Origin of the sequence: Burkholderia sp. KBS0801 (assembly GCF_005937855.2) — a bacterium.
Classification (GTDB): Bacteria; Pseudomonadota; Gammaproteobacteria; order Burkholderiales; family Burkholderiaceae; genus Burkholderia; species Burkholderia ambifaria.
Genome location: NZ_CP042177.1, coordinates 546,580 through 561,724, shown reverse-complemented (window position 1 = coordinate 561,724; position 15,145 = coordinate 546,580). Strand labels below are relative to the sequence as shown.

General features: G+C 66.9%; 12 protein-coding genes. 1 reads left to right on the top strand and 11 read right to left on the bottom strand.

The window, feature by feature from the left end:
* Nucleotides 1-2,796, bottom strand: a complete 2,796-nt coding sequence (gene secA / locus FFI87_RS02705; RefSeq protein WP_012363031.1) for a preprotein translocase subunit SecA — start codon at nucleotides 2,794-2,796, stop codon at nucleotides 1-3.
* 267 nt (nucleotides 2,797-3,063) lie between these two features.
* Here secA and FFI87_RS02700 point away from each other — a divergent pair, with 267 nt between their 5' ends.
* Nucleotides 3,064-3,543: a DUF721 domain-containing protein gene (locus FFI87_RS02700; protein WP_006756825.1), complete on the top strand. Its 480-nt coding sequence runs from the start codon at nucleotides 3,064-3,066 to the stop codon at nucleotides 3,541-3,543.
* Between the two features lie 77 nt (nucleotides 3,544-3,620).
* On the opposite strand, the gene lpxC is transcribed toward FFI87_RS02700, so the two are convergent.
* From lpxC to murD, 10 genes are all read right to left on the bottom strand, one after another.
* The gene (gene lpxC / locus FFI87_RS02695; protein WP_006756824.1) at nucleotides 3,621-4,538 is read right to left on the bottom strand and encodes a UDP-3-O-acyl-N-acetylglucosamine deacetylase; all 918 of its coding nucleotides are present in this window, start codon (nucleotides 4,536-4,538) and stop codon (nucleotides 3,621-3,623) included.
* Nucleotides 4,539-4,778: 240 nt separating this feature from the next.
* A complete protein-coding gene (locus tag FFI87_RS02690; RefSeq protein WP_012363029.1) occupies nucleotides 4,779-5,285 on the bottom strand; it encodes a peroxiredoxin in 507 nt (168 codons plus the stop codon).
* A 198-nt stretch (nucleotides 5,286-5,483) separates the two neighbouring features.
* Nucleotides 5,484-6,680, bottom strand: coding sequence for a cell division protein FtsZ (gene ftsZ / locus FFI87_RS02685; RefSeq protein ID WP_006752448.1), 1,197 nt, complete (start codon nucleotides 6,678-6,680; stop codon nucleotides 5,484-5,486).
* Nucleotides 6,681-6,870: 190 nt separating this feature from the next.
* On the bottom strand, nucleotides 6,871-8,103 hold the full coding sequence (gene ftsA, locus FFI87_RS02675) for a cell division protein FtsA (RefSeq protein WP_006752447.1): 1,233 nt from the start codon (nucleotides 8,101-8,103) through the stop codon (nucleotides 6,871-6,873).
* Between the two features lie 26 nt (nucleotides 8,104-8,129).
* On the bottom strand, nucleotides 8,130-8,882 hold the full coding sequence (locus FFI87_RS02670) for a cell division protein FtsQ/DivIB (RefSeq protein WP_006756822.1): 753 nt from the start codon (nucleotides 8,880-8,882) through the stop codon (nucleotides 8,130-8,132).
* A gap of 19 nt (nucleotides 8,883-8,901) precedes the next feature.
* A complete protein-coding gene (locus FFI87_RS02665) occupies nucleotides 8,902-9,843 on the bottom strand; it encodes a D-alanine--D-alanine ligase (RefSeq protein ID WP_012363028.1) in 942 nt (313 codons plus the stop codon).
* A 1-nt stretch (nucleotide 9,844) separates the two neighbouring features.
* Nucleotides 9,845-11,242 (bottom strand): UDP-N-acetylmuramate--L-alanine ligase, encoded by a 1,398-nt coding sequence (gene murC, locus FFI87_RS02660; RefSeq protein WP_138848286.1) that lies wholly within the window; start codon nucleotides 11,240-11,242, stop codon nucleotides 9,845-9,847.
* Nucleotides 11,239-12,342 carry an undecaprenyldiphospho-muramoylpentapeptide beta-N-acetylglucosaminyltransferase gene (gene murG / locus FFI87_RS02655; RefSeq protein WP_011655892.1) on the bottom strand — a complete coding sequence of 368 codons (1,104 nt, stop codon included), beginning with the start codon at nucleotides 12,340-12,342 and terminating at the stop codon, nucleotides 11,239-11,241. Before murG ends, murC begins: the two co-directional genes overlap by 4 nt.
* A complete protein-coding gene (ftsW, locus tag FFI87_RS02650; RefSeq protein ID WP_006752441.1) occupies nucleotides 12,339-13,622 on the bottom strand; it encodes a putative lipid II flippase FtsW in 1,284 nt (427 codons plus the stop codon). The genes murG and ftsW overlap by 4 nt, the downstream gene beginning before the upstream one ends.
* The gene (gene murD, locus FFI87_RS02645) at nucleotides 13,619-15,127 is read right to left on the bottom strand and encodes a UDP-N-acetylmuramoyl-L-alanine--D-glutamate ligase (RefSeq protein WP_138848287.1); all 1,509 of its coding nucleotides are present in this window, start codon (nucleotides 15,125-15,127) and stop codon (nucleotides 13,619-13,621) included. The genes ftsW and murD overlap by 4 nt, the downstream gene beginning before the upstream one ends.
* Nucleotides 15,128-15,145: the final 18 nt, after the last annotated feature.

Here is a 15,145-nt window from a genome sequence, read left to right as displayed (position 1 = left end):
TCATGACAGCTTCCCGTGACATTGCTTGTACTTCTTGCCGCTGCCGCACGGGCACGGATCGTTGCGGCCGACCTTCGGCAGCTCGCCGCCGTGGCCGTGGGTCATCGCGCTGCCGACCATGTCGGCCGTCGCGGTGGCCGCCGTGGCGGCCGCGACGTTCGCCACCGGTGCGCCGGATTCCGCGTAGTCGGCGTGCTGATACTCGACGTTCTCGAGATGACCGCTGCGCTCCTCGATCTGCTCGGCGGCTTCCTCGAGCTGCTCGGGCGACTGGATCTGCACGTTCATCACGATGCGCGTGACTTCCTGCTTGATCGCATCGAGCATCGCGGCGAACAGCTCGAACGCTTCGCGCTTGTATTCCTGCTTCGGGTTCTTCTGCGCATAGCCGCGCAGGTGAATGCCCTGGCGCAGGTGGTCGAGCGCCGCGAGGTGCTCGCGCCAGAGGCGGTCGACCGTCTGCAGCATCACCGAACGCTCGAACGCGCTGAACGATTCGCGGCCGACCATCGCGACCTTCGCCTCGTACTGCTCGTCGGCGGCGGTCGTCACGGCGTCGAGAATCTCGTCGGCCGTGATCGACGACGACTCGTTCACCATTTCCTGGATCGCGAGGTCGAGCTGCCAGTCGTTGCGCAGCGCTTCCTCGAGCTCGGGCACGTCCCACTGTTCCTCGATGCTGCCTTCCGGCACGAACTGGCGGACGACTTCGGTGATCACACCGTGACGCATCGCCGAGATCGTCTCGGTAATGTCGTGGGCTTCGAGCAGTTCGTTGCGCTGCTGGTAGATCACCTTGCGCTGGTCGTTCGACACGTCGTCGTATTCGAGCAGCTGCTTGCGGATGTCGAAGTTGCGTGCTTCGACCTTGCGCTGCGCGGATTCGATCGAACGCGTGACGATGCCGGCCTCGATCGCCTCGCCTTCGGGCATCTTCAGGCGATCCATGATCGAACGCACGCGGTCGCCCGCGAAGATGCGCAGCAGCGGATCGTCCAGCGACAGGTAGAAGCGCGACGAACCCGGGTCGCCCTGACGGCCCGCACGGCCGCGCAGCTGGTTGTCGATCCGGCGCGATTCGTGGCGCTCGGTGCCGATGATGTGCAGGCCGCCCGCGGCCTTCACCTGCTCGTGCAGCGTCTCCCACTCGTCGTGCAGCTGCTTGATGCGGCGCGCCTTTTCGTCGGCCGGAATCGCTTCGTCGGCTTCGATGAACGCCGCCTGCTTCTCGGCGTTGCCGCCGAGCACGATGTCGGTACCGCGGCCGGCCATGTTGGTCGCGATCGTGATGCGTTTCGGACGGCCGGCTTCCGCGACGATCGCAGCTTCGCGCTCGTGCTGCTTCGCGTTCAGCACTTCGTGCGGCAGCCCGGCCTGCTTCAGCAGGTGCGACAGCAGTTCCGAGTTCTCGATCGACGTCGTGCCGACCAGCACCGGCTGACCACGCTCGTAGCACTCGCGAATGTCGCGGATAACCGCGTCGTAGCGCTCCTTGGCGGTCTTGTAGATCTGGTCCTGCTTGTCGATCCGCTTCGGCGGGCGGTTGGTCGGGATCACGACCGTCTCGAGCCCGTAGATCTCGTTGAATTCGTACGCTTCGGTGTCCGCCGTACCCGTCATGCCCGCGAGCTTCGCGTACATCCGGAAGTAGTTCTGGAACGTGATCGAGGCGAGCGTCTGGTTCTCGCTCTGGATCTTCACGTGCTCCTTCGCCTCGACCGCCTGGTGCAGGCCGTCGGACCAGCGGCGGCCCGCCATCAGGCGGCCCGTGAATTCGTCGACGATCACCACTTCGCCGTTCTGCACGACGTAGTGCTGGTCCTTGTAGAACAGCGTGTGCGCGCGCAGCGCCGCGTAGACGTGGTGCATCAGCGTGATGTTCTGCGGCGCGTACAGGCTCTCGCCCTCACCGATCAGGCCCCACTCGGCGAGCAGCCGCTCGGCCTTCTCGTGGCCCGACTCCGTCAGGAACACCTGGCGCGATTTTTCGTCCAGCGTGTAGTCACCCGGCTTCTCGACGCCGGTGCCGTCGGCCTTCTCCTCGCCGATCTGGCGCTCGAGCAGCGGCGGCAGCGCGTTCATCCGCACGTACAGTTCGGTGTGATCTTCGGCCTGGCCCGAGATGATCAGCGGCGTACGCGCCTCGTCGATCAGGATCGAGTCCACTTCGTCGACGACCGCGAAGTTCAGTGCCCGCTGCACGCGCGCCTCGGTCTCGTAGACCATGTTGTCGCGCAGGTAGTCGAAGCCGAACTCGTTGTTCGTACCGTAGGTGATGTCCGACGCGTAGGCCTGCTGCTTCTGCTCGTGCTCCATGCCGGACAGGTTGATGCCGACCGACAGACCGAGGAAGTTGTAGAGACGCGCCATCCATTCGGCGTCGCGTTGGGCGAGGTAGTCGTTGACCGTCACGACGTGCACGCCGCGGCCAGCCAGCGCATTCAGGTACACGGGCAGCGTCGCGACGAGCGTCTTGCCCTCGCCGGTGCGCATTTCCGCGATCTTGCCGTAGTGGAGCACCATGCCGCCGATCAACTGCACGTCGAAGTGGCGCATCTTCAGCACGCGGCGGCTCGCCTCCCGGCAGACCGCGAACGCCTCGGGCAGCAGCTTGTCGAGCGACTCCCCGGCCGCGACCCGCTGGCGGAACTCGTCCGTCTTGCCGCGCAACTGGTCGTCCGTCAGCTGCTCGATCTGCGTTTCGAGCGCATTGATCGTCTCGACGGTCTTTTGATATTGCTTGACGAGCCGCTGGTTGCGGCTGCCAAAAATTTTCTGGAGAAAACCGGTTGTCATCGGATCGGATCCTGCGTCGCAGCACCGGCGCCCGGCGCGTGTTGCGCGCCCCGACGCCCGAGCCTCGGCGGCTTAGCGAATTAGTGGAATCAAACGAGGAATTTTAGCACGCGGGGACGCATGCGCCCGCGTGCCGGCTGGACGCGCGCCGCGCGGCGAACCCGCGCGGGCCACCGGGCGCACGGCCCGAAAGCCGCCCGTGCGCGGGCCGGCGCGGGTACAATCGGCATCAACGTCCGCGCACGTGCGCGCCCGAAGAATGCCTCGATGAACCGATTTTCCAAGCGTTTCGGCCCGCTCTCCGCGTATCGCCCCCAACCCGTGTCCGAAGTGCTCAACCGCACCGACGCGTTCGCCGCGCTGCGCGCCGGCGTCGAGCAGGTCGCGTCGCTGCAGCGCGACCTCACCGCGCTCCTGCCCGACTATCTTGCAAATCATGTCGAACCGGGCTCGATCAAGGACGGCACCCTGACCCTCTTTGCCGCGCACAATGCGCTCGCTGCCCGGCTGCGGCAGGTCGAGCCGCGGCTGCTCGCCGAACTGCAGAAGCGCGGCTGGCCGGTTTCGGCGCTGCGCGTGCGTGTGCGGCCGAAGGACGCGCCGGAGCCGCCGCACGTGAAGCAGGCGCGCATGACGACCGTCGGCGCCGCCGCGTTGCGCGAACTCGCCGATCACCTCGAGCCGTCGCCGCTGCAGGCCGCGCTCGCGCGGATGGCCGCGCGGCACGGCGCGAAGTCGTCGCGCTGAGCGCGCCACCAACCGCGCCGCCCAACGAAAAAGCGACCCGAAGGTCGCTTTTTTTATTCGCTCGGGACGAACGCCGATCAGGCGAAGGCCGTCTGCGCGTCGAATGCAAATCCTTTCGGCGCGGCCTGCGGATCGTCGAACGTGACGATCTCGTACGCGTCTTCGTGGGCGAGCAGCTCGCGCAGCAGCGCGTTGTTCAGCCCGTGACCCGACTTGTACGCCGTGTACGACGCCAGCAGCGGATGGCCGACCACGTACAGGTCGCCGATCGCGTCGAGCATCTTGTGCTTCACGAACTCGTCGTCGTAGCGCAGCCCGTCGTTGTTCAGGATCCGGTATTCGTCGAGCACGATCGCGTTGTCCATGCTGCCGCCGCGCGCGAGACCCAGCTCGCGCATCATTTCGACTTCGTGGGCAAAACCAAACGTGCGCGCGCGCGCGATCTCGCGCACGTACGACGTGTTTGCGAAGTCGACCTCGAGCTCCTGGCCGGTCTTGTCGACCGCCGGATGACGGAAGTCGATCGTGAACTTCAACTTGAAGCCGAAATACGGCTCGAGACGCGCGAACTTGTCGCCGTCACGGATTTCGACCGGCTTCGTCACCTTGATGAAGCGCTTCGGCGCGTTCTGCTCCTCGATGCCCGCGGACTGGATCAGGAACACGAAGGACGCGGCGCTGCCGTCCATGATCGGGATTTCCTCGGCCGTCACGTCGACATAGAGATTGTCGATGCCGAGGCCGGCGCACGCCGACATCAGGTGCTCGACGGTCGACACGCGCGCGCCATCCTTCTGCAGCACCGACGCGAGCCGCGTGTCGCCGATCGACATCGCGGATGCCGGGATGTCGACGGGCGTGGGCAGGTCGACGCGCGAGAAAACGATCCCCGTGCCCGGCGCGGCCGGACGGAGCGTCAGTTCAACCTTGCGGCCCGAGTGCAGACCGATACCCACGGTCTTCACGATCGATTTGATGGTGCGCTGCTTCAGCATGGTCTTCTTCAACTTGATTGAGAATATCAATCAGGAGTTATATTCGATAGGTGAGATTATAGCGTAATTCCCTATTCAACGCTGTTGGAAACTGCGTATCAATCTGTTTCGACTGTTTACCCGCGCCGATACGGGACGGGCCGATGCCCGGAACGGAGGCGTTTCCGGTCATCGGCCCGTGTTACAACTGCCCCGACGGCGGTGAGCAGCGTTGCCGGCAGGCAACGGCGCACCGCACGATCAGGACGTCAACGTCGCGAGAACGCTCGCCGCATCGCTCACTTCGAACTTGCCCGGCGCTTCGACGGCCAGCGTCTTGACCACACCGTCGTCGACCACCATCGCGTAGCGCAGGGAACGGATTCCCATGCCACGCGCGGACAAATCCTGCGTCAGCCCCAGCGCATGAGTGAAAGCAGCGCTGCCGTCCGCCATCATGCGCACCTTGCCCGCGGTGTGCAGATCACGTCCCCATGCGCCCATCACGAATGCGTCGTTGACGGACACGCACCAGAGCTCGTCGATGCCCGCCGAGCGCAATTGCCCGGCGTGCTCGACATAGCCCGGCACATGCTGCGCCGAACAGGTCGGCGTGAAAGCACCGGGCAATCCGAAGATCACCACCCGCTTTCCCGCCACCTGGTCGCGCACGCTGAAGGCGTTCGGCCCCAGCGTGCAGCCTGCGCGCGCGTCGTCGATGAACTCGAACAATTGCGCGTCGGGCAGCGCGTCGCCCACTTGAATCATGGCTGGTCCCTCATAGCGATACGGTTTTTCAGCGTATTGCGGACAGCACGTCCCATCCCGCTCCGCTCATGCGAAGAGGGCACGTTTCCCGGCCCGGCGTCGCATCCGACGCGGCCTGTCGTGGTCCGTGGCATCCGTCACGCCGGCGTTACCGCGGCGATTTCAGCGATTGCGCCGCGGCTTCGCCTGTGTGCGTCGTCAGTCAGCCTGCTTGCGCAGGAAAGCCGGGATGTCGTACGTATCGACGCCCTTCTCCTGCAGCGCCTGCACGTGCGATGCCGCGGTTTCGCGCGAGTTGCGCCACACCGCCGGCGTATCGAGCGCGCCGTAGTCGGCCGTGCTGACGTGTTGCGGCTGCGCGTAACCGTGCGAGACCGCGCTGACCGGCTGGTTGTCGGTACCCGTGCGCAGCAGCGTCATCGGAGCCGATTGCTGCTTCTTCGCCGCACGGCCCAGACCCGTCGCCACGACCGTCACGCGCAGTGCATCGCCCATCGCGTCGTCGTACACCGCACCGAAGATCACCGTCGCATCTTCCGCCGCGTAGCTCTTGATCGTGTTCATCACTTCGCGCGTTTCCGACAGGCGCAGCGAACGGCTCGACGTGATGTTGACCAGCACGCCGCGCGCGCCCGACAGATCGACGCCTTCGAGCAGCGGGCTCGCCACGGCCTGTTCCGCCGCGAGGCGGGCGCGATCGACGCCGGCGACCGTCGCCGTGCCCATCATCGCCTTGCCCTGCTCGCCCATCACCGTCTTCACGTCTTCGAAGTCGACGTTCACGAGACCATCGACATTGATGATTTCGGCAATGCCCGCGACCGCGTTGTTCAACACGTCGTCCGCGCACTGGAAGCACTTGTCCATCTCGGCGTCATCGCCCATCACGTCGAACAGCTTGTCGTTCAGGACGACGATCAGCGAGTCGACGTGATCCTCCAGTTGCTGCGAGCCTGCTTCCGCGACGCGCATGCGCTTGCCGCCTTCGAATTCGAACGGCTTGCTGACGACGCCAACCGTCAGGATGCCCATCTCCTTCGCGATCTGCGCGACCACCGGCGCCGCGCCCGTGCCCGTGCCGCCGCCCATGCCGGCCGTGATGAACACCATGTGCGCGCCGCGCAGTGCGTCGGCGATGCGCTCACGCGCTTCTTCCGCCGCGGCACGGCCCATTTCCGGCTTCGCACCGGCGCCCAGGCCCGTGTTGCCCAGCTGGATCACCGACGATGCGCGCGAACGCGACAGCGCCTGGGCGTCCGTGTTCATCACGATGAAGTCGACGCCCTGCACGCCGCGGTTGATCATGTGCTGAACGGCATTGCCGCCAGCGCCGCCAACGCCGACCACCTTGATGATGGTGCCGTTGGTTTCGGTTTCCAGCATTTCGAATTCCATTGTTGCCTCCGTCAAGAAAATAAGACTACTCGGCCGTTATTCGGCAGGAGATCGGGCAACCCCCTGTCGCGCGCCAGCCGCCGGCACCGGCGCGAATTTCGATTCGGTTCATCCTCGGGACAACGCCGGGCCGCCCCGCGTTTTCCTGGCCCCGTCGGGGGCAGGCTCGGCGTACCGAGCCGTGGGGTACTCAAAAATTGCTCAGGAACCATTCCTTCATCCGCGAGAAGATCTGCCCCGCGTTGCCGGACTGCACGGCGACCTTGCGGCCACGCATGCGCTGCGCACTGCCTTCGACGAGCAGGCCCATCGCCGTCGAATAGCGCGGATTGCGCACCACGTCGGCGAGGCCGCCCGCGTATTCCGGCGCGCCGATGCGCACCGGCTTCAGGAAAATGTCTTCGCCGAGCTCGACCATGCCCGGCATCATCGAAGCCCCGCCGGTAATGACCACGCCGGAGCTCAGCAGTTCTTCGTAACCCGACTCGCGCACGACCTGCTGCACGAGCGAGAACAGTTCCTCGACGCGCGGCTCGATCACCGCCGCGAGCGCCTGGCGCGACAGCGTGCGCGGACCGCGTTCGCCGAGGCCCGGCACTTCGACCATCTCGTCCGGATCGGCGAGCGCCTGCTTGGCGATGCCGTAGCCGACCTTGATGTCTTCCGCGTCCGGCGTCGGCGTGCGCAGCGCCATCGCGATGTCGCTCGTGATCTGGTCGCCGGCGATCGGAATCACCGCGGTATGACGGATCGCGCCTTCGGCGAAGATCGCGATGTCGGTCGTGCCGCCGCCGATGTCGACCAGCACCACGCCGAGATCCTTCTCGTCTTCCGTCAGCACGGCCAGCGACGACGCGAGCGGCTGCAGGATCAGGTCATTCACTTCCAGCCCGCAGCGGCGCACGCACTTGACGATGTTCTGCGCGGCGCTGACCGCGCCCGTCACGATGTGCACCTTCACCTCGAGGCGGATGCCGCTCATCCCGATCGGCTCGCGCACGTCTTCCTGGCCGTCGATGATGAATTCCTGCGTGAGGATGTGCAGCACCTGCTGGTCGGTCGGGATGTTGATCGCCTTCGCGGTCTCGATCACGCGCGCGACGTCGGTCTGCGTGACTTCCTTGTCCTTGATCGCGACCATCCCGCTCGAATTGAAGCTGCGGATGTGGCTGCCGGCAATCCCCGTGAACACGTTGGTGATCTTGCAATCGGCCATCAGCTCGGCTTCCTCGAGCGCGCGCTGGATTGACTGCACGGTGGCCTCGATGTTGACCACCACGCCCTTCTTCAGACCTTTCGATTCGCTCTGGCCGAGGCCGATGACCTCGTAATGGCCTTCGCCCTTCAGCTCGGCGACGATGGCCACCACCTTCGACGTGCCGATGTCGAGGGAAACCAGCAGATCCTTGTAGTCTTTGCTCATAAAGTGCTCTTGCGTGTGATCTCTCGTTACTTCTTGCGCTTGTCGGTATCGGTCAGGAACCGCATGCCTGCCGCACGAATCGCGAATCCGTTCGGATAACGCAGGTCCGCGTACTCGATGTCGTTGCCCCAACGCTCCGTGACGGCCGGCCATGCGGCGACGAGGCGCTGGCTCCGGTCATGCAGGGTCTCGCTGGTGCGCTCCTTGCCCAGTTCGACCTGCATGCCGTTCGACAGCTTCACCGTCCACGCGTAGCGCGCCGACAGCGTCACTTCTTCCGGCGCCGCCTTCAGCGGCGCAAACCATTTCGCGAAGTCGCGATACCGCGTGACGACTTCCTTCGCACTGCCCTCCGGGCCGTCGAACGCCGGCAGCTCCTGATCGAGCTCGCCCTGGTTCGCGGTGAACAGCTCGCCGTCGACGCTCACGAGCTGCGCGCTGCCCCAGGTCCCGAGCGGTTTGTACTCCTCGAGCGTGACAGCCAGCGCATTCGGCCACACCCGGCGCACGCTCGCGTGACGCACCCACGGCATCTGCTCGAACGCGGCCCGCGCCGAGTCGAGATCGACCGTGAAGAAATTGCCTTTCAGCCGGCCGACCACGCCCGCGCGCACCGTCGGCGAGTTGATGTGCTCGGTGTCGCCGTCGATCCGGATCTCGCGCAACGCGAACGTCGGACGCTGGATCAGCCAGTAGCAGCCGGCCGCCGCCAACACGAGCAGCAGCAGCGCGTACAGCGCGCTGGCGGCAAGGTTGAGTTGGCGAACGTTGTTCCACATACGTCGTTCCGTTCCTGCGTCAGTCGTTGAGCGTAAGCGACAGCACCTTCACGACCAGCTCCGAATAGCCGATGCCGATCGAGCGCGCGGCCTTCGGCGGCAGCGAATGGTCGGTCATCCCGGGGGCCGTGTTCACTTCCAGGAAATACGCGTTGCCGGCGGCGTCGAGCATGAAATCCGCGCGGCCCCAGTCGGTGCAGCCGAGCACGTCGAACGCGCGGCGCGCGATGCGCTTCAGTTCGGTTTCCTGCTCCGCCGGCAGCCCGCACGGAATCAGGTACTGCGTATCGTTGGCGACATACTTCGCGTGGTAGTCGTAGAACTCGCCCGCCGGCACGATCTTGATCAGCGGGAGATCGAGATCGCCGGCGATGCACGCGGTGTATTCGCCGCCGCCTTCGATGCTCTTCTCGACGATCACGATCTTGTCGTGCGTCGCGGCTTCCGACAGTGCGGCGGGCAACGCGTCGGCCGTCTTGACCTTCAGCACCGCGACGCTCGAGCCTTCACTCGCCGGCTTCACGAACAGCGGCAGGCCGAGCTTCGCGACGATGTCCGTCGCGCGCGCCGCGTAGTCGTCGCCGCGCATCACCGTCTCGAACGGCGGCGTCGGCACGCCCGTCTGCTGCCACACGAGCTTCGTGCGGAACTTGTCGAGGCCGAGCGCCGAGCCGAGCACGCCGCTGCCCGTGTAGCGGATCCCGTAGAAATCGAGCGCGCCCTGGATCTGGCCGTTCTCGCCATAGCCGCCGTGCAGCGCGTTGAACGCGCGCACGAAGCCTTCATCCTTCAGCGCCGACAGCGGCCGCTCGGCCGGGTCGAACGGATGCGCGTCGATGCCCGCGTCGCGCAGGCCCTGCAGCACGAGGCGGCCCGAGGTGAGCGACACCTCGCGCTCGGCGGATTCGCCGCCGAACAACACTGCCACCTTGCCGAAACGTTTCGGATCGATCCCGCTCATGTCATTCCTTCTGTTGCGTGTTCTGCACGATCTTCGCCGGCACGCCGCCGATCGAACCCGCGCCCATCGTGATCACCACGTCGCCGTTCCGAGCGACCCCCGCCAGTGCGCCCGGCACGTCGTCGACCGACGCGACGAACACCGGGTCGACCTTCCCCACCGCACGCAGCGCGCGCGACAGCGCGTCGCCGTTGGCCGTCGCGATCGCCGCTTCGCCCGCGGCATAGACTTCCGTCAGCACCAGCGCGTCGACCGTCGACAGCACGTTGACGAAGTCGTCGAAGCAGTCGCGCGTGCGCGTATAGCGGTGCGGCTGGAACGCCAGCACGAGGCGGCGGCCCGGAAACGCGCCGCGCGCGGCCGCGACCGTCGCGGCCATCTCGACCGGGTGGTGGCCGTAGTCGTCGATCAGCGTGTACTGGCCGCCGTCCGCGCTCGGCACCTCGCCGTAGCGCTGGAAGCGCCGGCCGACGCCGTTGAATTCCGCCAGCGCCTGCTGGATCGCGTCGTCAGACACGCCGAGATCGGTCGCGATCGCGATCGCCGCGAGCGCGTTCTGCACGTTGTGCAGGCCCGGCAGGTTCAGCACCACCGCGAGCGGCGCACGGCCTTCGCGGATCACCGTGAAGTGCATGCGGCCGTCGCGCGCGTCGATGTCTTCGGCGCGCACCTGCGCATCCGGCGACAGGCCGTAGCGCACGACCGGCTTCGAGATGAACGGGATGATCTGCCGCACGTTCGGATCGTCGACGCACACGACCGCGCTGCCGTAGAACGGCAGGCGCTGCGTGAACTCGATGAACGCCTGCTTGAGCCGCGCGAAATCGTGGCCGTAGGTGTCCATGTGGTCGGCGTCGATGTTCGTGATGACTTCGATCACCGGATACAGGTTCAGGAACGACGCGTCCGACTCGTCGGCCTCGGCGACGATGAAGTCGCCCGTGCCGAGCCGCGCGTTCGCGCCGGCACTGATCAGCCGGCCGCCGATCACGAAGGTCGGATCGAGGCCGCCGGCTGCGAGCACGCTCGCGACGAGGCTCGTCGTCGTGGTCTTGCCGTGCGTGCCGGCAATCGCGATCCCCTGCTTCAGGCGCATCAGCTCCGCGAGCATCACCGCGCGCTGCACGATCGGCACACCCTGGTGCCGTGCGGCCAGTACTTCGGGATTGTCCGAGCGTACGGCCGTCGACACGACGACCGCGTTCGCGCCCGCGATGTTCGCCGCGTCGTGACCGATCGCGATCCGCGCGCCGAGCGCCTCGAGGCGATCGGTCACCGCGTTGCGCGACAGGTCCGAGCCGCTGACCTCGTAGCCGAGGTTGACGAGCACTTCGGCGATGCCGCTCATGCCCGCGCCGCCGATCCCGACGAAATGAATCTGTTTGACGATGTGTTTCATTTGATTTCTTCCAGGTTCGCGCCCGCCACCGTCGCGCAGATGCGCGCGACTTCATCGGTGGCCTCGGGCTTGGCCAGCGAGCGCGAACGCTCCGCCATGTCCGCGAGCGATGCCCGCGACTGGCTGCGCAGCCAATCGGCGAGCAACTCGGCCGACAGGTCGCGTTGTTGCACCAGCACCGCCGCGCCCGCATCGGCGAGGAACGCGGCGTTGGTCGTCTGGTGATCGTCGACCGCGTACGGGAACGGCACGAACAGCGCCGCCACGCCCACCGCCGCGATCTCCGACACCGTCATCGCGCCGGAACGGCAGATCACGAGATCCGCCGCCGCGTACGCGCTCGCCATGTCGTCGATGAACGGCACCAACCGCACGGCGTCGCCGCCCGCGAAACCGGCCGCTTCGTAATTCGCCTTCAGCGCGTCGATGTGCTTCGCGCCGGCCTGGTGCACGACGCGCGGGCGCTCGCCCGGCGCCAGCAGCGCCAGCGCGCGCGGCACGACTTCGTTCAGTGCGGCCGCGCCCAGGCTGCCGCCGACCACCAGCAGGTTCAGCGGGCCGCTGCGCGATGCATAGCGTGCTTGGGGCGTTTCCGTGCGCGCAAGTTCCGCGCGAATCGGGTTGCCGGTCCATTCCGCGTGCGGCAGTGCGCCGGGGAACGCGACGAGCACGCGCTTCGCGAATTTCGCGAGCACCTTGTTCGCGAGGCCGGCAATCGAATTCTGCTCGTGCAGCACGAGCGGACGACCCGACAGCGCGGCCATCACGCCCGCCGGGAACGTGATGTAGCCGCCCATCCCGAGCACGACGTCGGGCCGCACGCGGCGCAATGCGCCGAGGCTCTGCCAGCACGCGCGCAGCAGGTTGAACGGCAGCGTCAGCTTGGTCTTCAGGCCCTTGCCGCGCAGCCCGCCGAAGCGCACGTATTCCATCGGAATGCCGTGTTTCGGCACGAGCGTCGCTTCCATCCCGGCCGGATTGCCGAGCCATACGACGCGCCACCCCGCCGCTTCCATCCGGTGCGCGACAGCGAGCCCCGGGAACACGTGGCCCCCGGTGCCGCCTGCCATCACCATCAGCGTGCGTCGCGACGCGGTCATACCTTTCCTCCCCGCATCAGCACGCGATTTTCATAATCGACCCGCAGCAACACCGCGAGCGCGACGCAATTCAGCAGAATGCCCGAGCCGCCGTAGCTCACGAGCGGCAGTGTCAGGCCCTTAGTCGGCAGCAGGCCGAGGTTCACGCCCATGTTGATGAACGTCTGCGCACCGAACCAGATGCCGATGCCCTTCGCGGTCAGCCCCGCGAACGTGCGGTCGAGCGCGAGCGCCTGGCGGCCGATCTCGAACGCGCGGCGCACGATCCAGTAGAACAGCAGGATCACGACCAGCACGCCGACGAAGCCGAGCTCCTCGCCGATCACCGCGAGGATGAAGTCGGTATGCGCTTCGGGCAGGTAATTCAGCTTCTCGACGCTGCCGCCAAGGCCCACGCCGAACCACTCGCCGCGGCCGAACGCGATCAGCGAGTGCGTGAGCTGGTATGCCTTGCCTTGCGCGTAGCGTTCGTCCCACGGATCGAGATACGCGAAGATCCGCTCGCGACGCCACGGCGACAGCCACACGAGCATCGTGAACGTGCCGACCGCCGTCGCGACGAGGCCGCCGAACAGCTTGCCGTTCACGCCGCCGAGGAACAGCACGCCCATCGCGATCGCGGCGACCACCATGAACGCGCCCATGTCCGGCTCGAGCAGCAGCAGCGCGCCGACGAGACCGACCGCGAACGCCATCGGAAGGAAGCCCTTCGCGAAGCTCTGCATGTATTCCTGCTTGCGCACCGTGTAGTTCGCCGCGTAGATCGTCACCGCGAGCTTCATGATTTCCGACGGCTGCATGTTCGTGATGCCGAGCGGAATCCAGCGGCGCGCGCCGTTCACGCCCTTGCCGACGTGCGGAATCAGCACGATCACGAGCCCGACGAGTGCGATCAGGAAGAGATGCGGCGCGTATTTATCCCACGTCGACACCGGTACGCGGAACGCGATCACCGCCGCGATGAACGCGACGCCGAGCGACACGCAGTGACGCATCAGGAACGCGTAATCGTGATACGCCGCGTATTTCGGCGAATCGGGCATCGCGATCGACGCCGAATACACCATCACGACGCCGAGCCCGAGCAGCGCGATCGCGACCCACAGCAGCGAGTAGTCGAAATCGAGCATCCGCGAGCGGCTCGGCCGCACGCCGTTGACGACGCTGGCGAGGCCGCCCGTCGCGGCGCGCGTGGCCGACGCGACGCGGCCGCCCGCGGCATTGCCGCCGGTGCCGCGCCGGTCGTTGAAACGGGAGACGAGGCGATCGGACCAGCTCATGTCGTCGCTCCTTTGTCGATGGCGATTTCGTCCACGGCCGCGCGGAACACATCCGCGCGATGGGCGTAGTTCCTGAACATGTCGAGGCTCGCGCACGCGGGCGACAGCAGCACCGCGTCGCCCGGCTCCGCGAGCTCGGCCGCCGCATGCACCGCCGCCTCGAGCGTCGCGTGGTCGGCAAGCGGCACACCCGTCTCGGCGAGCGTGTCGCGGATCGCCGGCGCATCGCGGCCGATCAGCATCACCGCGCGGCACCACCGCGCGACGGGCGCGACCAGCGGCGCGAAATCCTGCCCCTTGCCGTCGCCGCCCGCGATCAGCACGATCTTCTGCGCGAGCCCGTCGAGCGCGGCCACCGTCGCGCCGACGTTCGTTCCCTTGCTGTCGTCGACGTAGTCCACGTCGTCGATCGTCGCGATCACCTCGACGCGATGCGCTTCGCCGCGGTATTCGCGCAGCGCGTGCAGCAGCGGCGCGGCCGGCAGGTCGATCGCACGCGCGAGCGCGAACGCGGCCAGTGCGTTCGCCGCGTTGTGCAGCCCGCGAATGCGCAGCGCGTCGGCCGGCATCAGGCGCTTTTGCGCGATGTCGGGCGTATGCGCGCCGTCGCGCTTGCGCCGGCGGCTCGTCGTCTCGTCCGGCGCGTCGCGGTCGACCGCCTCGACCAGCCATGCGACGCCGTTGTCGCGCGACAGGCCGTAGTCGCCCTGCTGCGCCGGCTCGTTCAGGCCGAACGTGACCGTGCGCGCCGCATCGGCTGCGCCGGCGGCCGGCGCGAACTTCATCACGGCCGCATCGTCGCGATTGAGCACGCGGGTGGTCGTCGCGCCGAAGACGCGGCCCTTCGCCGCCGCATACGCGTCGAAGCTGCCATGCCAGTCGAGGTGATCCTGCGTGATGTTGAGAATCGCGGCCGCGTCGGGCGCGAACGTGCGCGCCGTCTCGAGCTGGAAGCTCGACAGTTCGAGCACCCAGACGTCGGGCAGCGCCGTCTCGTCGATCGCGCGCGCGAGCCGGTCGAGCATCGCCGGGCTGATGTTGCCGGCGACGGCGACCTTCTTGCCCGAACGCTGGCACAGCAGGCCCGTGAGGTTCGTCGTCGTGGTCTTGCCGTTGGTGCCGGTGATCGCGAGCACCTTCGGCTGGTAGCCGCTCGTGCCAAGCGCGCGCAGCGCCTGCGCGAAGAATTCGAGCTCGCCCCACACCGCGATCGCGCGCTCGTTCGCGGCCGCTATCAGCGCGGCGAGCGCCGGTTCGAGCGGCGACAGGCCAGGGCTCAGGCCGACGATCTCGACGCCGCCGTCGAGCAGCGAGGGCGTGAACGGCCCGCCGACGAACTCGGCATCGATGCCTTCGGCCTGCAGCGCGGCAAGGTTCGGCGGCGCCTCGCGGGTATCGGCAATACGCAGCCGGCACCCGTGCCTCGCGCACCATCGCGCGATCGCGAGGCCCGATTCCCCGAGCCCCAGTACGAGCACCATCGGCCGCTGCCGATCTCCAAACATCTCGCCAGACATCCTTTT